The organism is Stutzerimonas sp., from assembly GCF_982611455.1.
In genome coordinates, this window is sequence record NZ_CEXBBO010000016.1 from 20830 (window position 1) to 41026 (window position 20197).

Consider the following 20197-nt stretch of genomic DNA (forward strand, 5'->3'; position numbering starts at 1 on the left):
GCATCGAATCGGCCCATAAATAATTGCGCCACCGGATAAAGCGTAGGGCCTTGCGGCCGATATCCTTCTTAGTCCCGTAATCACCAAGGAGCCCGCAATGGCCGGCATTCTAGAATCAGTCGATCAACGCACCCGATTGGTGGGGCAGAATCGCCTGGAGATCCTCATGTTCCGGCTCTCCGGCCGTCAGCAATTCGCAATCAACGTCTTCAAGGTGCAGGAGGTGGTGCAACTGCCGAAAATGACGCTGATGCCGCACCGCCATGGTTCGGTCTGCGGTGTGGTCAATCTGCGTGGACAGACATTGCCGGTTATCGACCTGTCGCGTGCCATCGGTCTGCGCCCGCTGGTGCCTGATGAGCGCAGCACCATCATCGTGACCGAGTACAACCGCTCGATTCAGGCCTTTCTGGTCGGCGGCGTCGACCGCATCCTCAATCTCAACTGGGAAGAAGTACTGCCGCCACCGACGACAGCGGGCCGCCAGCATTACCTGACGGCGATCACCAAGGTCGACGATCGGCTGGTCGAAGTCATCGATGTGGAAAAAGTGCTCGCTGAAATCGTTCCCTACGACACCAGCATCTCGCCGGAGCGTCTGGCGGATCCGGTGCTTGAACGCGCCAGAGGGCGTGAAGTGCTTTGCGTCGACGACTCCACCGTCGCGTTGGCACAACTGCGCGAGACTCTGAGCCAGCTCGGCATCACCGTGCATTCAGCCAGCGATGGCATGAAGGGCCTGAACAAACTCAAGGCCTGGGCCGATGCTGGTGAGGTGCTCACCGACCGTCTGCTGATGGTCTTCACCGATGCCGAAATGCCGGAAATGGACGGCTATCGGCTCACCACCGAAATCCGTAACGATCCGCGCCTGCGTGACCTTTATGTGGTGTTGCATACCTCGCTTTCCGGTAGCTTCAATTTGGCAATGGTGCAAAAAGTCGGCTGTGACAACTTCCTTTCCAAGTTCCAGCCGGAGAAACTGGTGGAAGTCATTCGTGAACGTCTGTTGCTGGACGAAACTCGCTGACCCAGCCCATCCGATCGAGGCACCTGCATGCATCTTTGCTCGTTGTATCGTTTTCCGCTCAAGTCCGGTTCCGCTGAATTGCTTGAGGAGGGGAGGTGCGACGAGCTCGGTCTGAGTGGCGACCGTCGCTGGATGGTGGTGGATGCCGCAACCGGGAAATTCCTGACGCAACGTGCATTGCCGCAGATGGCGCTGCTGCACGCTCGCTGGCAGGGCGAAAAGGCGCTGCGGCTGAGCGCATTCGGTATGGACGATCTGCTGGTGCCGACTCCCGACTCGACGAGCGTTGCGCGTGGAGTACTGGTCTGGCGCGAAAGTCTGCAGGTCCCGGATGCTGGCGACGCAGCGGCGGCATGGTTGACTCGCCTGCTCGAGCGCCCGTGCCGTCTCGTCTACCTACCTACTAGCCAGGGTATTCAGGTCGACCTGGACTATGCCCATCCTGGCGAGCGGACGGCGTTCAGTGATGGCTTCCCGTTTCTACTGATCGGTCAGGCATCGCTCGATGATCTTTCCGCCCGGGTAGGGCGGTTGTTCGACATGCGACGGTTTCGGCCAAATCTGGTGATCTCCGGTGCGGCGCCCTACGCCGAGGACGGCTGGCGTCGCATCCGCATTGGCGGCATCGAATTTCGAGTGGTCAAACCTTGCTCACGCTGCGTCATTCCAACCATCGATCCGCTCGATGCAGAGCGCAGTCCGGACCGTGAGCCGCTGGCCACTCTGATGAACTACCGCAAGGGTGAGGGCGGGGTGTTCTTTGGACAGAACCTGATCGCCGAGGGCATCGGCGAGCTGAAGGTCGGTATGCCGGTCGAAGTGCTCGAATAGGTCCGTTGAGCAACAGACCCGACCGCTCCAAGCGCTACACGACGGCGGGGCCGCCGGCTTCCGCCCCGCAGAGCGTTAGTCCTGGCGCCTCCGCCAGCCATCCGATCGACTCATGGACCGGGCCGCGCAGGTACAACTCATCATCACCTCATGGCGATGGGTTCGACGCATCATTGAGCATCGAAGTAGCGCTCGTGCCACTCGACCAATGACTGCGGCGCGTTGAGCTTCTGCCCGTAAATGACCGAATAGGTCAGCACGTTCTGCACGTACTGGCGGGTTTCATCGAACGGGATGTTCTCGACCCAGACGTCGAAGGGCAGGTGCTCGGCGTTCTTCAACCATTGCCGGACTCGGCCGGGGCCAGCGTTATAGGCAGCCGAGGCCAACACCCGATTGCCATTAAACTGACCGTAAATCTGGCTGAGGTAGGCTGCACCCAACTGGATATTGACGTTAGGGTTGAGCACCTGTCGCGGTGATGACAGCGGGATGTCGAAGCGTCTGGCGGTCTCCTTCGCAGTGGCCGGCATTAATTGCATGAGCCCCGTGGCGCCGACAGGGGATCGTGCATCGGCCATGAACCCGCTTTCCTGGCGGGTAATGGCGAATACCCAACTCGGATGAATCTCCCTCGCTTTTGCGGCATTCACGATGCTGCCGCGATGGGCCATGGGGAAGCGGATATCCAGATCGTCCCAGTACTTCGCCTGACTGATGGTGCGGATTGCCGGGAAGTACCATTCCATCTCATAGGCCAGGCGTGCCTGGGCTACCAGCTCGTCGCGGCTGAACAAACGACTGACGTGATACCACTCGCGGCGACCGTCGACGATCTGCCCGCGAGCATGAAACTCCATGGCGCGCCGAATGCCCGCGGTGTTGCGGACCTTCTGCACCAGCTTCGGGTCAAGCGCCAATGGCTGGTGGTTGAGCTTGTAGGGTGCCTGAATGCGGTCCGCAGAGAGGAATCCGTAGAAATCTCGCTCGCTGGCAACCGGTTTGTAGAGCGGGGCTGCCTGGTCATTGTCGGGCTGTGCCAGCTCCAGGCTCCGAGCCTTCCAGTAGCGCCAACGGTTGCTGCTGGCGAGTTCCTCGGGGAACCGCTGAGTCAGCGCATAGACATCATCCCAGCGGCCCAAACGCAACAGCAGGCGTGCCCGCCATTCGCTGACCGTGTTATCGCGCAGCTCAGGATCATAGTCGGCCATCACTTTCAGCGCGCGGGCATCGAAGCGCTTGGCCAGGGTGAGGCCGATCTGCCTGGCGATCGCGACTTTCTCGTCAGTAGAGAACGACATGCGTCTGGCATAGCGGTCGAGCAGTTCGAGCGCCTGTTCCGGATCCTTGCGAGCCAGCCGGCGCAGGCCAATCGAGACGATATCACCCATGGCCGGGGTGACGGGCGTGAAACGATCCGGCTGACCGAGCATTTGCGGCTTCTGGGCGACATCGACGAGCAGCTCGCCCTGCTTTTTCAATGTTGGCAAGCTTTTCACCAGGAAGCTGGCCAGGCCGTAATTACCGCTCTCGACCGCGAGCTTGGCGCGTTTCCAGCGCAATTCCTCGGTGAGCTGTCCCGCGTCGGCCCAGCGCTCAAATAGCGCATCGCAGGCGTTGTGCTGCGACTTGCCGACCAGCCAGAGCCGCTCGGCCGTCTCGTAACCCTGCTGCTTCTGCCCGCTCGCGAGCTGGTACTGGCCGAACAAGCAATCCAATTCAGCGAAATTCATCTTCGGATCGTAGTGCGCAACGAATGGACGCCAGTCGCCGCGAGCGGCTAGCAATCGCAGCCAGCGCAGTTTCATCCAGCTGGCTTGGGGCAGGTCGCCATGCTCGTCGAGAAATTTCTCGACTTCGTCATTACTGGCAGTCTTAAGACGTGCAGTCAGCTCGTCGTAGGCCAAGTAAGGTTCGAGCGGATAGTCCCGAAGCGCGCTGGCGTAACGTCGATACGGCCCACTGTCGCCTTTGGCCAAGGCCTGCTTGGCTTCGTCATAGTATTGACGTTGCTGTTGGAGGCTGGCGGCTTGAGTGGTTTCGAGGGTGACGGCAGTGAACAGAAGGCAGAAACAGATACTGGAGAGTCGACCGCGCATGAGACTTCCGAAGACGGGGACAGAGGATTTCTTCGGCTAGCTTAGCGCGGCCCGTAGGGCAGTTAAAACGCGGATTAAGCTCTTGAAACAAACAAAGCAAGACTTCCGACGAACGTACCGTCATGACGGGTGCAACAACTTCTCAAGTGCATCTGAACGGCGACGAACGGTAGCGGCGTAGCCCGCGAGTGACGCTGGTGTTGGCGGGCTTCAACCGTTCGGCGGCGCCCGTCCGACAGGCGCCTTCTGCTAGACTGCGCGCCCTGTTTTCCGGAGGTAATCATGACCCTGCTCAAGTTGACCGATGTGTCCCTCGCCTATGGCAATAATCCATTGCTCGATGGAGTGTCTTGGCAGATTGCGCGAGGTGAGCGGGTTTGCATCATCGGCCGCAACGGGACCGGCAAATCCAGCATGCTCAGTCTGGTCAAGGGCAGCCAGTTACCGGATGACGGCGAGATCTGGCGCGCGCCGGGCCTGAAAATCGGCGAATTGCCCCAGGAGCTTCCGCTCGCCGACGCGCGCACCGTGTTCGATGTAGTGGCCGAAGGATTGTCCGGGGTAGGCCAATTGCTTGCCGACTACCATCACCTCAGCCAGAACATCCAGAACGAGGCCGATCTGGACAAGCTCATGCACGTCCAACAGGAACTCGAAGCGAAGGACGGCTGGCGCCTGCAGCAATTGGTCGACAGTACCCTGAGCCGCTTGCAGCTGCCGGCCGATAAAACCCTGGCCGAGCTTTCCGGCGGATGGCGCCGGCGCGTCCTGCTGGCTCAGGCGCTGGTGTCCGAGCCCGATCTGCTGTTGCTGGACGAGCCGACCAACCACTTGGATATCGGCGCCATCGCCTGGCTGGAAGAGGCGCTAACCGGCTTCAACGGCGCGGTACTGTTCATCACTCACGATCGCGCGTTCCTGCAGAATCTGGCGACCCGCATTCTTGAGCTGGATCGTGGCCACATGATCGACTGGAATGGCGATTACGCCAGCTTCCTGGTGCACAAGGAGCAGCAGATGGCGGCCGAAGAGACCGCCAATGCGCTGTTCGACAAGAAGCTTGCCCAGGAAGAAGTGTGGATCCGCCAGGGCATCAAGGCCCGCCGCACCCGCAACGAAGGGCGCGTCCGCGCGCTCAAGGAGTTGCGCAACGAGCGCAGCGAGCGTCGTGAACTTCAGGGCAAGGCCAACATCCAGATTGATGCGGCAGAGAAGTCCGGCAAGCAGGTCATCGTCGTCGAGCATGCAAGCTTCGGTCATCCCGGTGGGGAACTGCTCATCCGGGATTTTTCGATGGTGCTGCAACGTGGCGATCGCATCGGTTTGCTGGGAGCGAACGGTACGGGCAAGACCACACTGCTCAAGCTGTTGCTCGGCGATTTGCAGCCTACTAGCGGTACGGTCGAGGCCGGTACCAAGCTTGAAGTGGCGTATTTCGACCAATTGCGTCACCAACTGGAACTGGAAAAAACCGTCATCGATAACGTTGCCGAGGGCCGCGACTTCATTACTATCGATGGTCAGAGCCGCCATGTTCTCAGCTATCTCGGCGACTTCCTGTTCAGTCCGCAGCGTGCGCGCACCCCAGTCAAGGCGCTGTCTGGCGGCGAACGGGCACGGCTCTTGCTCGCCAAGTTGTTCAGCAAGCCTTCCAACCTGCTGGTGCTCGACGAACCGACGAACGATCTCGACGTGGAAACACTCGAACTTCTGGAAGAAGTGCTGCTCGGTTTCCAAGGCACGGTGTTGATGGTCAGTCACGACCGGGCATTCCTCGATAACGTGGTCACCAGCACCTTGGTGTTCGAAGGCAGCGGGGTCGTCCGTGAGTATGTAGGCGGCTATCAGGACTGGCTGCGCCAAGGCGGTTCGGTAAAGCTGCTTGGAGTAGCGGAGACGAAGGAAGCGAAGGCCGAAATGCCGAAGAGCAAACCGGCGACACAAGCAACTGCCGAACCCACACCGGCAAAGAAGAAGCTCAGCTACAAGGTGCAGCGTGAATTGGAGGCGCTTCCAGGGAAAATAGACGCAGTCGAGAAAAACATCGCCGCGTTGCAAACGGAAATTGCGCAACCGGCGTTCTATCAGCAGACTACCGAGCGTAGTGGCGAAACGATAGCCAAGCTGGAGACGCTGCAGAAGGAACTCGACGGACTTCTGGAACGCTGGGCCGAGCTGGAAGAATGAGCCGAGCAACCGTGGCCTGACTCGCCACGGTTCAACGCTGCACCGGCCTTTCGATGCATCGCGCAGAGTAACTCCGCAGCACCCGTATAGCGTGACGAGGGACCGTCACGAAGACACCCAACGACATCTGTCAGCACTCGATGGAGCATAGATGGCAATTGATTACCGCATCGTCCTCGACGACGAGCACGAGTTCAGCTACCGGATCGAGCTGGACCGCGCCTACGATCACGAGGCAGCCATGCAGGCGCCCAAATGGACACGCCTTGATCACCAGCAGTGCAACAACTGTCCACTGAGCCGGGAGAACTTCAGCCATTGCCCCGCCGCGGTAGATCTACACCGGGTCATCGAGGATTTTCAAGGTCTGCCAGCCGTCAAGAAAGCGCAGGTGCGCGTACGCACGCCGGAGCGTGAATACAACAAGCTGGTAGGGCTGGAGGAAGGGTTGCGAGCGTTGCTTGGCGTGATCATGGCAACCAGCGCTTGTCCGGTCCTGGGCAAGCTCAAGCCGATGGCACATCAGCACTTGCCGTTCGCCAGCAATCAGGAATTCGTGCTGCGCGCGGTATCGCTGTATCTGGCTCGGCAGTATTTCAACCTGCGCGAAGGGCGGCATGCCGATTGGGAGCTGCGTGGACTGGTGCGCTCGTTCCAGCAATTGCAACTGGTTAACCAGGCGTTCTGGCAGCGTATTCACGATACTTGCCATGGCGACTCGAATCTGAAGGCCTTTCTGACCTTCTTCTCCATGGCATCGAGCCTGACCTATTCGCTGGAAACTCAGCTGCAAAAGATCAGGCCGCTGGTGATGAGTGCTGGCGAGGGTGTGGAAACGGCCTGAGCCATTCAGGCTCAGGCGCTCGTATCGGGTTATTCGGGTTTGTTCAAGCGTACCGCGAGAACGTCACATGGCGCTCCGTGCAGGATGTCGTTGGCGGTAGAGCCGAGCAGCAATGACAACCCGTGGCGGCCGTGGCTGCCAACCACGACCAGGTCGCAACCCTGCTCCTTGGCCAGGCGGTGAATTTCCTGGCGTGGTTGGCCATATGCGAGGTGCCGTTGTTCTGCGGTCAGGCTGGGATAGCGGTCCGCGAAACCGGTCAAACGTTCCCGGGCTTGATCGAATTGCTGTTGCTGGAGCATCGACAGATCCATCGGAACATCGCCGCCAAACGCCATGGCCATGGGTTCGATGACATGGACCAGCGCCAGTTTCGCACCGCTGGCTGTCGCCAGCGCCTGAGCGCGCGCTACGACCGGATGGCATTCGTCGTTCAAGTCGGTGGCGACCAGAATATGCTGGTAGGTCATGATTGTTCTCCTGATGTGTCAGATGCGACAAGTATGGCTTCTTGACGCGCAATTGGGGGCTGATGGCCCTTTTTGTTTTCAGCGTTTATACGGCGTTGAATGCATCATGACCAGCGTGTCATCACATCGCCTGCTGGCAGCCAGCAGGCTCGTGGCTGTTATCATGCGCGGCGTCAAGCGCCGGTGCGCGCGTCCGGCCTACATAAGAGATCGTCATGTTTCTACTCGCTAATGAATACCTACTCGCGTGGACAGCCTATGGGGTTGCCGCGCTGGGATGTTTGCTGGTGTGGTTCCGCATTACCCGGCCCATGTGGCGCTGGCTGCGCGAACCGCTGCGGCTGATCGTCGCCGTGCTGCTGTTGACGCCGACCATCGTCGACCCTGCGAAGGAGCTGTTCGCCCCTGCAGTGGCAGTCACCGCACTCGATGTGCTGTTCAATGTCGGTAATAACGCTTGGCGTGCGGTGGCCGATCTGGCGCTCTATGGACTGATCGCGTTTGTGTTATACGCAGCGCTGGTGGCGGTGCGTTGGCCAATCGAGCGCCGGCTCAAACAGCGACGCGCGGAGTCTACCTCAGGCGAGGATCCGCGTACCCTGCGCGAGCGGCTGGAGGAAGACGAGGACGAAGATTACCGTCCCGTGGGCCGCTACCAGACGCGGACCGAACCCAGGTTGTGATGTGAAACCATGGTCTGAATCAATGCCATAAGACGCAGCGGAGATCGCGCATGTGTGAACTGCTCGGCATGAGCGCCAACGTACCCACCGATATTCATTTCAGTTTTACCGGACTGATGCAGCGCGGCGGTCGCACCGGGCCGCATAAAGATGGCTGGGGTATCGCCTTCTACGAAGGCCGCGGTTTGCGCTTGTTTCAGGACCCGGTGGCCAGTTGCGAGTCGGAAGTGGCGAAGATGGTTCAGCATTACCTGATCAAGAGCCAGGTCGTGATCGGTCATATCCGTCACGCCAACGTCGGCAAGGTCGCACTGGTCAACACTCATCCATTCGTCCGCGAGCTTTGGGGGCAGCATTGGTGCTTCGCCCACAATGGTCAGCTCGCAGATTTCAACCCGGCGCGTGGGTTCTACCGGCCGGTCGGCGACACCGACAGCGAGGCGGCATTCTGCGATCTGCTGAACCGTGTCCGCACGGATTTTCCCGAGCGTGTCGACGTCGAAGATCTGTTGCCTCGTCTGCTCGATGCCTGCGCCGGCTATCGTACGAAAGGGGTTTTCAATTGTCTGCTGAGCAACGGGGAATGGCTATTCAGCTTCTGCACGACCAAACTCGCGCAAATTACGCGTCGTGCGCCTTTCGGCCCGGCACAGTTGAAGGATGCCGAGTTGACCGTTGATTTTACCGCCGAGACCACGCCGAACGATGTGGTGACCGTGCTGGCTACCGAGCCCCTGACCGACAACGAGCAGTGGGACGTCCACCAGCCAGGCGAATGGACGCTCTGGCGGCTTGGCGAATGCGTCGCGCGCGGGCAGGTGCAGTGATGCTGAGAAGTTATCTGCGATTGACCCTGTTCGCCCTTGGCTTGTTGGTCGGTGTCCAGGTGCCGGGATTCATCCATGCATATGGGGAGCATGTCGAGGCTCGTCGTCTTGAGGCTCAGCAGGGTTTGCAAGGCTTCCAGGACACCGCCGGGCGTTTCTTCGAGGGCAATCTGAACGCGCTGGTCGAGCACTATCGCGCCAGTGACGACCCGGTTATACAAAGTGATGCGCGCAGTGTCGCGGCGCTGGTCGAGCGTGCGCGACTGCTCGATCGTGAGTGGCGGTTCATGCAAGGGCCTTGGTATGCGCGCGCGTGGCATGTACTGATCGGTGCCGATCAAAGCTTGAGAGGGCAGGTCTGGAGCAGCTATCGCTTCCAGGTGATGCTGGCGCCGGAGGCGATCGCCTGGGGCCTGAGCTGCGCTCTTCTGCTGGCCTGGATTGCCGAAAGCATCTTCGTACTGATTCGCCGGACGTTGTTTCCTCAGCGCCGCCGACGCCAGCGGCGTACCGCTAAGGTGGCTTCGTCCAGCAAGAGACTTGACTAGGTCGCTGCCCGGGCAAACCGACGGCCAGCCGCCGAATGCCCCGCTGGTAATGGCCGAGGGGCAGGTTGTAGAAACGCAGCGGTTCAGTCGGGCTTTGCATTGCAGCTATTTGGCTAGAAACTTCATCCCTTCCTCCAGCCCGCTCAACGTCAGCGGGTACATTCTGTCTTCCACCAGTTCACGGATGATGCCGGTGGACGAGGTATAGCCCCAGGTGTCTTTTGGATAAGGGTTGATCCAGATGAGCTTTTTGTACTTTTCCATGAAGCGCTGCATCCAGACATAGCCCGCTTCCTCGTTCCAGTGTTCGACGCTGCCGCCGGGCTGGGTAACTTCGTACGGCGCCATCGCGGCGTCGCCCACGAACACCACCTTGTAGTCGGCACCGTACTTATGCAGCAGATCGAGCGTCGAGGTGCGCTCGGAGGTGCGGCGAAAATTATTCTTCCAGACCGATTCGTAGATGAAGTTGTGAAAATAGAAGTACTCGAGATGCTTGAACTCGGTCTTGCAGGCCGAGAACAGCTCTTCGCATATCTTGACGTGAGCGTCCATCGAGCCGCCGATGTCGAAAAGGATCAGCAGCTTCACGGCGTTGCGCCGTTCCGGACGCATCTGGATATTCAGCAGGCCGCCGTCTCTTGCGGTGTGGTCGATGGTGCCGTCGAGGTCCAGCTCGTCCTGTGCGCCCTGGCGGGCGAATTTGCGCAGGCGACGTAGAGCGACTTTGATATTGCGTGTACCCAGCTCGACCTGATCGTCGAGATTCTTGTACTCGCGCTGATCCCAGACCTTCACCGCCTTGCCCTGGCGCTTGTCGGCATCACCGATGCGGATGCCTTCGGGATTGTAACCGCCCGAGCCGAAGGGGCTGGTGCCGCCGGTGCCGATCCACTTGTTGCCGCCTGCGTGCTTTTCCTTCTGTTCTTCCAGGCGTTTCTTGAATTCTTCGATCAGCTTGTCCAGTCCGCCCAAGGACTGGATCTTCGCGCGCTCCTCGTCGCTCAACGAGCGCTCGAATTCCTTGCGCAGCCATTCCTCTGGAATCAGTGCTTCAATATGCTGATCAAGGTGTTCCAGACCCTTGAAGTAGGCGCCGAATGCTCGGTCGAACTTGTCGAAGTGGCGCTCATCCTTGACCAGGATGGCCCTCGATAAGTAGTAGAACTCATCCATGTCGGCAAATATCACGTTGTGTTTCAACGCGTTGATCAGGTCGAGCAGCTCGCGTACCGAAACCGGTACCTTTGCAGCGCGCATTTCATTGAACAGGCCAAGCAGCATGGCAAAACCTCAGGAGTGCCGTCGTGCCGGCACCATTACGTTTGATGAATCAGCGGTCTTCGTCGTGTTCGGCGTGTCCATCGCGGATCTCATACCAGTCAGCCTTGGAGCCGACGAAGATATGTTCCTGCGGCGGAACCGGAAGCGGCGAGTCGAGCGTACCGGCTGCGACGCCGACCTCATGCTCGCGATTGTCGACGAACTGCAGATTGGAGCCGCAGCGAATGCAGAACGTCCGCGTCACGTGTTCGGAAGAGTGATAGACGCCCAACTGGTCCTTGCCTGAGAGAAAGTGAAATGCATCCAGCGGCACGCTTGCATAGGTCGCGAATGCGGCGCCGTGTGCCTTGCGGCACATCTTGCAATGACAGTGGGTCAATTCGTCTATCGGTGCATCGATGCGGTACCGCACGACGCCGCAGAGGCAACTACCGGTATGCGTTTGCATGGCTCTTCCTCCAGTAAAGTGAGGGCGGCCGGCTCGTGTGAACCGCCGCCGGTCAGCGACTGGCGCGACGACTCATGAACGCCAGACGTTCAAGCAATTGCACGTCCTGCTCGTTTTTCACCAAAGCACCGGCCAGCGGTGGGATGGCCCGGGTCGGGTCACGCTCGCGCAGGACGGCCTCGCCGATGTTGTCGGCCATCAGCAACTTCAGCCAGTCGACCAGCTCGCTGGTGGACGGTTTCTTCTTCAGGCCCGGCACTTTGCGGACATCGAAGAACACATCGAGGGCTTGAGCCACCAGGTCCTTCTTGATGTTCGGGTAATGCACATCGACGATCTTCTGCAACGTTTCACGATCGGGAAATGCGATGTAGTGGAAGAAGCAACGACGCAGGAACGCGTCCGGCAGCTCTTTTTCATTGTTCGAGGTAATGATGATGATCGGCCGTTGCTTGGCCTTGATGGTTTCATTGGTCTCGTAGACATAGAACTCCATCTTGTCGAGTTCTTGCAGCAGGTCGTTGGGGAACTCGATGTCGGCCTTATCGATTTCATCGATCAGCAGGATGACGCGCTGCTCGGACTCGAAGGCTTCCCACAACTTGCCTTTCTTGATGTAGTTGCGCACGTCATGCACGCGGTCCGAATCCAGCTGCGAATCCCGCAGTCGGCTCACCGCATCGTATTCATATAGTCCTTGATGCGCCTTGGTGGTGGATTTGATGTGCCAGGTGATCAATGTTGCGCCGAACGACTCGGCCAATTGTTCGGCGAGCATGGTCTTGCCGGTTCCCGGCTCACCCTTGACCAGCAGAGGGCGCTCCAGCGTGATGGCGGCATTGACGGCAAGTTTCAGGTCGTCGGTGGCGACGTAGGACTGGGTGCCTTCGAACTTCATCGGAATTTCCTTGATCGGGCCTGGCGTGCAGGCGCTTCATGTTTGTTTAGAGACCGACTATAAGTGATGGGCGCTTCACTGTGAACGCGAGTGGATCATTCAGTCACTGAATGGCCGTGAGCGCATATGCTGTTCGGTTTTACTCGTCGCCCTCGGTCAGCGAACGCTCAAAGCGAGCCGAGAAGGCTTCGATGAAGGCGTTTCGCAAGATTGCGACGAACGCCTGGAACGGGCTGATATCGGTGTTCTTGGTGCTGCCGGAAAGCTCTACCCGCGTTGCGAACTGTTCCTTGCGCTGATTCTGCAGCACTTCTTCACCGCCACCGACCACGGCTTCCCAGATACCACGGAAAAAGCCCTTGTCCTCGTTCTCGACGTCCTGTTCGAAGTCGAACACTTCGACATTGTGCAGCAGGGGCTTGATGTAGCCGTCCAGCTGACTGTCGTTGGCCTCGACCTCCATCACCAGATCGCCCGTGCCAGCTGCGAAATCGAAGTTGCCATAGGCATTGCTGAAGTCGTTCAGTTTGGTCAGATCCAGGCCGGTCAGCCGCAAGTCCAGATCGAAATCCTCCCAGTCGGTAAAGGGGTCGAAGTGCGCGGTGGCTTCGATGGGGGCCTGATTGAAGAACTTGGCCGTACCTTCGAACGTGGCGGCGCGTCCTTGCTCGCGGTCGGCTGTATTGGTCAGGTTGTAAAGGCTTGCGTTGATCGCATTGGCATAGACATGCACCGGCGGGTCGGCATCGAAATTCCGAAACGACAGTTGGCCGTCGACCACACGTAGCTCGTTCAGCGTGAATGGCATCAGTGCTTCGACGCGCTCACGCCAATCGACACCTTCGCCTGTCTGCGAATCGTCGGCCGCCTCGCCATCGACGAAATTCAGCTGGGGTTGTTCCATCACCACCTCGCCAACCAATGCTTGGTCCTTCCAGAGGGCACGCCAGCTTATGCCGATATCGATCGAGCGTGCGGTGAACAATGGTGCCTGGACCTGCTCGCTCTTCTTTTCGATAAACAGCCCATCGGCCCGATAAGCGCCACGCCACCAGGCCAGATCGACATCTTCGATGTGCCCTTGGTACTCGCCCATATCTGCCAGCTTGTCGTTCAGATAATTGAGTACCAGATGAGGCAGCGCGAGGTGAACGATCAGCAATAGCAGGGCAAGCGACAGGAATATCCACAAAGGAAGTCGGTAGCGTTTTTTCATGACAGGCCTGGTTTGGTCGAGGATTCATCATGGAACTGCTTATTACCTGTGGGTGGACCCCGGCACGCATCGGTGAGTTCGGCTGGACGAGCCATGAGACTGCGCTTAGGCTCATCAGTCTGGTTTTTTCTTCGCAGGACACAGTCATGAGCCGCATCTTTGCTGACAATGCACAGGCCATCGGTAACACACCGCTGGTCATGATCAATCGGCTGGGCCCCAAGGGCGTCAGCATCATGGCCAAGATCGAAGGGCGCAATCCGGCTCATTCGGTCAAATGCCGGATCGGCGCGGCGATGATCTGGGATGCCGAGGAAAGTGGCCGCCTCAAACCGGGCATGACGCTCATCGAGCCGACGTCTGGGAATACCGGGATCGGTCTGGCTTTCGTCGCTGCGGCGCGCGGTTACAAATTGATGCTGACCATGCCAGCGTCGATGAGTCTGGAGCGCCGCAAGGTACTGAAGGCGCTCGGCGCGGAGCTGGTGCTCACCGAACCGGCGAAAGGCATGAAGGGTGCGATCGAGAAAGCGGCGGAGATTGCCGCGTCGGATCCCGAGCGGTATTACCTCCCGCAGCAGTTCGAGAACCCATCGAACCCGGCCATTCATGAGAAAACCACCGGGCCGGAAATTTGGAACGATACCGAAGGCAGCATCGATGTGCTGGTTGCAGGTGTCGGCACCGGAGGCACCATCACCGGGGTTTCGCGCTATATCAAGAACACCAAAGGCAAGAAGATTCTCAGTGTGGCGGTCGAACCGACCAGCTCTCCGGTGATCAGCCAGACTCTAGCCGGCCAGGAGGTCAAACCCAGCCCGCATAAGATCCAAGGGATCGGTGCCGGCTTCGTGCCGAAGAATCTCGATTTGACGATGGTCGACCAAGTCGAGCTCGTCGATGACGAAGAGTCCAAGGCGATGGCGCTGCGATTGATGCGTGAAGAGGGCATCCTTTGCGGTATTTCCTGTGGTGCCGCCATGGCTGCGGCGGTGCGTCTGGCCGAGCGTCCTGAAATGCAGGGCAAGAATATCGTGGTGATTCTTCCTGATTCCGGCGAGCGTTATCTGTCCACCATGCTGTTCGCCGATATGTTCGGCGAACAGGAACTGCAACAGTGAGTTTCGCTGCGCCGGCCTGTCTTGGCAGATCTGGCGCAGCACCGCTATAGTCTGCTTTCCTCGTTTCGAGATCGGTATGAACAACGCAGCCCGCGGCACCAGCACTTATTACGAAAGCCCGTACCTTACAGGCGATGCTGCTGCGTGTGCGTTCATGCCGATCATCCTTTCCTGCCTGTCTGCGAGCCCGCCGCCGGGCTTGTCCCTGGCTCCGCCACCGCCACCTCCCGCGCTGGCCTGAGCTACGCCGGTTCGCCGGCATCTCCGTCACTGCGTTTGCCATTCGCTGGCGCAGTCTCGTATTGCCTTTCCCAAAGGTGGCAGGATGATTTCGTTATCACGCAACAACCTGGTCGCGTATGCGACTACGGTACTTTTCGTGCTGCTCTGGAGCAGCGGTGCAATTGTTTCAAAATGGGGCTTGGCGTACGCATCGCCTTTTGCCTTTCTGCTGGTTCGTTTCGTGATCGCATTCGTTGCGTTGGTGGCCGTGATGCGGCTGACCTCGCTATCGTTGCCGGAAAGCAGGAGGGCGCGCTGGTTTGCGCTGGCGACTGGCGTGGTTCTGCTGGGCTCCTACCAGATCTTCTATTTGCTTGCGCTGGATATGCAGGTGACGCCCGGCGTCATGGCAACGCTGCTCGGCGTTCAGCCGATCCTTACCGCGGTGTTACTGGAGCGTAAGGGGCTGCGGCCGATGCGGCTGCTCGGTTTGTTGCTCGGATTGGGCGGTCTTGTGCTGGTGGTGTATCACAGCCTCGGCGTGGGTGGGCTGTCTTGGGCGGGCGTGGCTTGCGCTCTATTGGCGCTGCTGAGCATCACGCTAGGGTCGATGATGCAGAAGCGCGCCAGCGGCGATCCGTTTCGCGCCATGCCCTTGCAGTATTTCGCCGGGTTGTTGCTCTGTTCGCTGTTCGTGCCTTTCCAGCCATTCGAGATCACGTCGTCGCTGGGTTTCTGGATACCGGTGTTGTGGATGGGGCTGCTGATATCCGTGGCGGCGACATTGCTGCTGTATCGGTTGATCGCACGTGGGGATCTGGTCAACGTGACCAGTCTGTTCTATCTGGTGCCGGCAGTTACCGCGCTGATGGATTATCTGGTATTCGGTAACGTACTGCCGATGCTCAGTCTTATCGGCATGCTGTTGATCGTGCTCGGGCTCGTTCTGGTGTTCCGGTGTTCGTCCGACCAGCGCTAGCCGCGCTGGGTTTCAGGCGCCGCCACGGTTGTGGCCGGCGCCTGTTTCAGCACCAGCCAGAGCGCCACCGCAATCAGCGCACCACCATAGAGATAGGCCCAGGACAGCGGCTCGTTGAGCAGTAGGGCGCCCCAAAGTACGCCAAACGGTGGAATGATGAAGGTCACCGTCAGCGTGCGGACCGGGCCGATGTCAGCCAAAAGTCGGAAATAGAGGATATAGGCAAAGGCGGTGCAAACGACGCCGAGCCCGGCAAGGCTGAGCCAGACCGTACCGCCGCCCCAGGATACCGGCGGGGCCACTAGCAGCGATATCAGAAACAGCGGCAACAGGCACAGTGCTGCGCCCATCTGGCTACCGAAGGCTACCAATTCGCTGCTCAGCCCGCCGTGCTGGTTGATCCAGCGGCGTGTCAGGAAACCACCGAATCCGTAGCAGGCGGTCGCCCCCAGGCATGCAAGCGCGCCGATAAGCAGGCTCGCGTCGAACGCCACGGGGCCGGTGCGCGTCAACAGCGCCACGCCGCTCAGGCCGCAAAGCACGCCGACCACCTTTGTCGTCGTCAGCTCCTCGGCGAAAAACAAGGCGCCGATGATCACGCCCATCATCGGTGTGGTGGCGTTGAATATGGCTGAGTAGCCCGTCGGCAGAAGCTGCGCGGCCAGCGCATAGAATGCGAAAGGAATGCCTGAATTGATCATTCCCAGAACTAGACATAGTTTCAGCTTGCCGCGAAAGTCCCAGCGAATCCGTATCATCGCCAGTATTCCCAGCAAGCCGATACAGGCGAACAGCACGCGGAAAAACGCGGTGGGAAAGGTTCCGAGTTCCGGCGCGATGATGCGCATGAATAGGAAGCTGGCACCCCAGATTGCAGCGAGACTGAGTAGACGCAGAAGATCTAAAGGGCGCATGAGTTGGCTCCGGTGATGGACGTCGAAAGTGTTGGTGAGACGTGTTCATCTCGCAACTCGAATCACGCTTTCAAACTTTTCCCGGTCTCGTTGCAGCACTTTCATTGCCGTCGGCCACTGGATAAGCTCGGGTTTTTGTCGCTGCATGGATAATCGACATGGTGCAGACATCCCCGGACGCCGAGATTGCGCGGCAGATTCTGCTGGGCTTCGATGATTACCGAGAGCACTTCCGGCGGATCACCGAGGGCGCACAGTCTCGCTTCGAGCAAGCGCAGTGGCAGGATGCCCAGCGTGCATCAGCGGCACGTATCAATCTGTACGAGCAAAAAGTCGGCGAAACCGCTGCGGCTCTGCGCGTGGCATTCGAGCGCGAGGTTTTGCTGGACGTGCAGCGCTGGCCACGAATCAAAAGCGCTTATATCGACCAGATCAACCCGCGCTTCGACGATGAGTTATCCGAGACCTGGTACAACTCGATCTTTTGCGCGCTGTTCAGTCACGACTGCATCAGCGATGGCACCATGTTCATCCATACCACCCGGCCATCGAGCCGTGCCCACGAGCGTAGGGCGCAAACGCGTCGGTATCGACCCGAAGGCGACCTTCATGGTGTGCTTGCACAGATTCTCGATGACTTCGTCTTCGCTGTGCCCTATGGCGACCTGAGCGGCGATTTACGGCGTCTCGAGGCGCAGCTGCAAATGTCATTGCCAGACTGGGTATGTAAAGACCCCGACCTCACCGTCGAGCTCTTTTCTTCGGTGCTTTACCGCAACAAGGGTGCCTATCTGCTCGGGCGAATTTTTACGCGTGATGAGCAGTGGCCGCTGGTAATTCCATTGCTGCATCGCGAGGGCAAGGGCATCGTCGCCGATGCGCTGATCACGGATGAGGCGGAAGTCTCGATCATCTTTTCCTTCACCCGTTCGTACTTCATGGTCGAAGTGCCGATTCCGGCAGAGTTCATCGGCTTTCTCCAACGCATCATGCCGGGCAAGCACATTGCCGAACTCTATACTTCCATCGGTTTTTACAAACACGGCAAATCGGAGTTCTATCGCGCACTGATCAATCACCTGGCAACCACTGATGATCGTTTCATCATGGCGCTGGGCGTGCGTGGAATGGTCATGAGCGTGTTTACGTTGCCGGGCTTCAATACGGTATTCAAGATCATCAAGGACCGTTTTTCTCCGACCAAGAGCGTCAATCGGGCCACCGTTATCGAAAAGTATCGGTTGGTAAAAAGCGTCGACCGGGTAGGGCGCATGGCCGATACCCAGGAGTTCGCGGACTTCCGTTTCCCCAAGTCCAAGTTCGACCCTGAGTGCCTGGCTGAATTATTGGAAGTTGCGCCATCAACGGTCGAGGTGCAAGGCGATACGGTGCTGGTGCGTCACTGCTGGACCGAGCGGCGGATGACGCCGCTGAACATCTACGTGGAAAATGCCAGTGAGCAGCAGGTCCAGGAGGCACTGGAGGATTATGGCCTGGCGATCAAACAACTCGCTGCGGCCAATATCTTTCCCGGCGATATGCTGTTGAAGAATTTCGGGGTGACTCGTCATGGTCGGGTGGTGTTCTATGACTACGACGAGATCTGCTTTCTTACCGAGGTGAACTTCCGCTACATCCCCGAACCCCGCTATCCGGAAGATGAAATGTCCGCCGAGCCCTGGTATTCGGTTGGCCCGAATGATGTCTTTCCCGAAGAGTTTCCGCGCTTTCTGTTCGCCGATATCAAGCAGCGCCGGCTGTTCGCCAAGCTGCATGGCGAGCTATACGACGCCAACTATTGGAAAGGCCTGCAGCAAGCGATAAGCGATGGCAAGGTGATCGATGTCTTTCCATACCGGCGAAAGGTGGAAGTTACCCAATGAGCGACCGCCGGGTGAGATTCGCTGAACGCTCAGCGTTTGTTCCGGTCGCAATTTATAGAGCCGGATGAAGGCCACTCTGCCTGAATAAGCTGCAACATCTGCCACAGGCGGCTGTGCAATTCTTGGGTTATGCTCATACGAAGCCCCAAGGCTCCACCAAGACCCGTTACAAGCAGGAGGGTTAAATCATGAAAGCATGGCTCAGTAGTGTGTGCTGGAATCTGGGAGTGGCGCTTGGCTTCATCGAACCGCCTCGTCTGCAACCCATTCCGATACGCGCCCAGCGAGACAAATCAGCGACATCGCGCCGCTGATTCGATGACGATACGGGGCTGAGTCGTTCAGCGCCCTGGCATAACTGGACCACCCCGTTCTATAGCGCGTCGATAAGCGGGGCGGTCATGTATCCGTTGCAGGAACGCCATCAGCCGAGGGCGGTTGGCGTCAAGTCCTGCGCGGGCTTGCGCAGCTTCTAATGGGAAGCTCATCTGTATATCCGCAACGCTGAATTCTTCTCCTGCAAACCATAGATTGGTCTCCAGTTCGCTTTCCATATAGTCCAGATGCAGCTTTAGTTGCGGGCCTATGAATGCCTTGTCGGCACCCTTGGCGATTGCCCGAGCTACAGGGCGGATAAAAAATGGCATCGGCCCCTTGGCGACGCGGTCGAATACAAGTCTGAGCAATAGCGGCGGCATGGCCGAGCCCTCCGCATAATGCATCCAATAGCGAAAGCGGAGATATTCCGGGGAGCCCGATGGCGGGACCAATCGGCCTTCGCCGTAGCGCTCGACGAGATATTCGAGAATCGCGGCTGACTCGGCCAATGTCAGTTCACCATCAGTAATAACTGGCGACTTGCCCAGCGGGTGCACGTTTCTCAATTCGGCTGGCGCCAGCATTGTCTTTGGATCCCGCGCGTAGCGTTTGATCTCGTAAGGCAGCTGCAACTCTTCCAAAAGCCAGAGCACGCGTTGCGAGCGGGAATTTTCCAGATGGTGCAGCGTAATCATCGGCGCGTGCCTCCTCGTTATCATGAAGGTGATCAGCATAGCCTGCCGTCACGTTTCCGCTCGCTGTGGCAGACTTCGCTTCCCTGCAGGAGCCGCCATGTCCCGTCCGCAATGCCCGCGTTGTCAGCGCCCATCGAGCCACTGCCTCTGTGCGCTTATCCCTTCGCTTGCCAGTAGAACCCAAGTGCTGATCTTGCAGCACCCGAGCGAAACCGGACATGCGCTGAATACGGCTCGTCTGGTGGCGCTCGGCCTGACCAACGCCGAGTTGCGTGTAGGGGAGTCGTTCGATGATTTGCCTGTCGAGGATGGCACCGACAGCTTCCTGTTATTTCCCGGCGACGATGCCTTGCCGCTCATGGAACTGGCGATGAGGGCCGAGCCGTTGCGATTGATCGTACCGGATGGCACCTGGCGCAAGGCCCGCAAATTGCTGTACCTCAATCCGCGTCTAGCCACTTTGCCTCGCGTGGCGTTGCCCGCTGGGATGATGTCCCGCTATCGACTGCGCAAGGCCCCGGTGCCCGGTGCGCTATCGACGCTCGAAGCGATAGTGACGGCATTGAATACGCTGGAAGGAGCCGGACGCTTCGATCCCTTGCTGCGGCCGTTTGAAGCCCTGATCGAGGCGCAGATAGACGCTATGGGCATGGATGTATACCAACGCAACCATGGCGTTTAACGGCAGAACGAGCGCTGG

21 protein-coding genes are annotated in these 20197 nt (G+C 58.9%); 13 read left to right on the plus strand and 8 right to left on the minus strand.

Annotated features, from left to right (window positions below):
• Positions 1–97 precede the first annotated feature (97 nt).
• Positions 98–1030, plus strand: a complete 933-nt coding sequence (locus tag AC2LD7_RS11540; RefSeq protein ID WP_484597875.1) for a chemotaxis protein CheV — start codon at positions 98–100, stop codon at positions 1028–1030.
• 27 nt (positions 1031–1057) lie between these two features.
• Entirely contained in the window at positions 1058–1861 is an 804-nt protein-coding gene (locus tag AC2LD7_RS11545; RefSeq protein ID WP_484597876.1) for an MOSC domain-containing protein, read from the plus strand.
• Between the two features lie 170 nt (positions 1862–2031).
• Here AC2LD7_RS11545 and AC2LD7_RS11550 read toward each other — a convergent pair whose 3' ends face one another.
• A complete protein-coding gene (locus AC2LD7_RS11550) occupies positions 2032–3960 on the minus strand; it encodes a transglycosylase SLT domain-containing protein (RefSeq protein WP_484597877.1) in 1929 nt (642 codons plus the stop codon).
• Between the two features lie 282 nt (positions 3961–4242).
• On the opposite strand from AC2LD7_RS11550, the gene AC2LD7_RS11555 reads away from it, so the two are divergent.
• Together AC2LD7_RS11555 and AC2LD7_RS11560 are read left to right on the plus strand one after the other, a co-directional pair.
• Complete coding sequence (locus AC2LD7_RS11555; RefSeq protein WP_484597878.1) at positions 4243–6147, plus strand: ATP-binding cassette domain-containing protein; 1905 nt, start codon at positions 4243–4245, stop codon at positions 6145–6147.
• A 151-nt stretch (positions 6148–6298) separates the two neighbouring features.
• Positions 6299–6991, plus strand: a complete 693-nt coding sequence (locus AC2LD7_RS11560; protein WP_484597879.1) for a DUF6901 family protein — start codon at positions 6299–6301, stop codon at positions 6989–6991.
• Positions 6992–7020: 29 nt separating this feature from the next.
• Here the strand turns inward: AC2LD7_RS11560 and AC2LD7_RS11565 are convergent, their stop codons facing one another.
• On the minus strand, positions 7021–7461 hold the full coding sequence (locus tag AC2LD7_RS11565; protein WP_484597880.1) for a universal stress protein: 441 nt from the start codon (positions 7459–7461) through the stop codon (positions 7021–7023).
• A 215-nt stretch (positions 7462–7676) separates the two neighbouring features.
• Between AC2LD7_RS11565 and AC2LD7_RS11570 the strand changes: the two genes are divergently transcribed.
• Genes AC2LD7_RS11570 through AC2LD7_RS11580 form a run of 3 tightly spaced genes read left to right on the plus strand, consistent with a single transcriptional unit; the run spans position 7677 to position 9519 of the window.
• Positions 7677–8144 (plus strand): MFS transporter, encoded by a 468-nt coding sequence (locus AC2LD7_RS11570; RefSeq protein WP_484597881.1) that lies wholly within the window; start codon positions 7677–7679, stop codon positions 8142–8144.
• A gap of 50 nt (positions 8145–8194) precedes the next feature.
• Positions 8195–8971: a class II glutamine amidotransferase gene (locus AC2LD7_RS11575; protein ID WP_484597882.1), complete on the plus strand. Its 777-nt coding sequence runs from the start codon at positions 8195–8197 to the stop codon at positions 8969–8971.
• On the plus strand, positions 8971–9519 hold the full coding sequence (locus AC2LD7_RS11580; protein ID WP_484597883.1) for a DUF2937 family protein: 549 nt from the start codon (positions 8971–8973) through the stop codon (positions 9517–9519). Before AC2LD7_RS11575 ends, AC2LD7_RS11580 begins: the two co-directional genes overlap by 1 nt.
• Before the next feature lie 105 nt (positions 9520–9624).
• On the opposite strand, the gene AC2LD7_RS11585 is transcribed toward AC2LD7_RS11580, so the two are convergent.
• The 4 genes from AC2LD7_RS11585 to AC2LD7_RS11600 all read right to left on the minus strand — a co-directional run bounded on the left by AC2LD7_RS11585 (position 9625) and on the right by AC2LD7_RS11600 (position 13365).
• A complete protein-coding gene (locus AC2LD7_RS11585; protein ID WP_484597884.1) occupies positions 9625–10803 on the minus strand; it encodes a vWA domain-containing protein in 1179 nt (392 codons plus the stop codon).
• 49 nt (positions 10804–10852) lie between these two features.
• Entirely contained in the window at positions 10853–11251 is a 399-nt protein-coding gene (locus AC2LD7_RS11590) for a GFA family protein (RefSeq protein WP_484597885.1), read from the minus strand.
• 52 nt (positions 11252–11303) lie between these two features.
• Positions 11304–12149: an AAA family ATPase gene (locus tag AC2LD7_RS11595; protein WP_484597886.1), complete on the minus strand. Its 846-nt coding sequence runs from the start codon at positions 12147–12149 to the stop codon at positions 11304–11306.
• Positions 12150–12288: 139 nt separating this feature from the next.
• On the minus strand, positions 12289–13365 hold the full coding sequence (locus AC2LD7_RS11600) for an AsmA family protein (protein ID WP_484597887.1): 1077 nt from the start codon (positions 13363–13365) through the stop codon (positions 12289–12291).
• A gap of 146 nt (positions 13366–13511) precedes the next feature.
• Here AC2LD7_RS11600 and cysK point away from each other — a divergent pair, with 146 nt between their 5' ends.
• The 3 genes from cysK (at position 13512) to AC2LD7_RS11615 (ending at position 15687) form a co-directional block, all read left to right on the plus strand.
• Positions 13512–14486: a cysteine synthase A gene (cysK, locus tag AC2LD7_RS11605; RefSeq protein ID WP_484597942.1), complete on the plus strand. Its 975-nt coding sequence runs from the start codon at positions 13512–13514 to the stop codon at positions 14484–14486.
• Positions 14487–14562: 76 nt separating this feature from the next.
• Entirely contained in the window at positions 14563–14727 is a 165-nt protein-coding gene (locus AC2LD7_RS11610) for a hypothetical protein (RefSeq protein ID WP_484597888.1), read from the plus strand.
• A gap of 84 nt (positions 14728–14811) precedes the next feature.
• Positions 14812–15687 carry a DMT family transporter gene (locus AC2LD7_RS11615; RefSeq protein ID WP_484597889.1) on the plus strand — a complete coding sequence of 292 codons (876 nt, stop codon included), beginning with the start codon at positions 14812–14814 and terminating at the stop codon, positions 15685–15687.
• On the opposite strand, the gene AC2LD7_RS11620 is transcribed toward AC2LD7_RS11615, so the two are convergent.
• Complete coding sequence (locus AC2LD7_RS11620; RefSeq protein WP_484597890.1) at positions 15684–16601, minus strand: DMT family transporter; 918 nt, start codon at positions 16599–16601, stop codon at positions 15684–15686. The genes AC2LD7_RS11615 and AC2LD7_RS11620 overlap by 4 nt on opposite strands.
• Before the next feature lie 158 nt (positions 16602–16759).
• On the opposite strand from AC2LD7_RS11620, the gene aceK reads away from it, so the two are divergent.
• Together aceK and AC2LD7_RS11630 are read left to right on the plus strand one after the other, a co-directional pair.
• Positions 16760–18484 (plus strand): bifunctional isocitrate dehydrogenase kinase/phosphatase, encoded by a 1725-nt coding sequence (gene aceK / locus AC2LD7_RS11625; protein WP_484597891.1) that lies wholly within the window; start codon positions 16760–16762, stop codon positions 18482–18484.
• 188 nt (positions 18485–18672) lie between these two features.
• On the plus strand, positions 18673–18798 hold the full coding sequence (locus AC2LD7_RS11630) for a PA1414 family protein (RefSeq protein WP_484597892.1): 126 nt from the start codon (positions 18673–18675) through the stop codon (positions 18796–18798).
• Between the two features lie 27 nt (positions 18799–18825).
• On the opposite strand, the gene AC2LD7_RS11635 is transcribed toward AC2LD7_RS11630, so the two are convergent.
• Positions 18826–19497 carry a glutathione S-transferase gene (locus AC2LD7_RS11635; RefSeq protein WP_484597943.1) on the minus strand — a complete coding sequence of 224 codons (672 nt, stop codon included), beginning with the start codon at positions 19495–19497 and terminating at the stop codon, positions 18826–18828.
• 97 nt (positions 19498–19594) lie between these two features.
• Here AC2LD7_RS11635 and AC2LD7_RS11640 point away from each other — a divergent pair, with 97 nt between their 5' ends.
• Entirely contained in the window at positions 19595–20179 is a 585-nt protein-coding gene (locus AC2LD7_RS11640) for a tRNA-uridine aminocarboxypropyltransferase (RefSeq protein WP_484597893.1), read from the plus strand.
• The last annotated feature ends 18 nt before the right edge of the window (positions 20180–20197 follow it).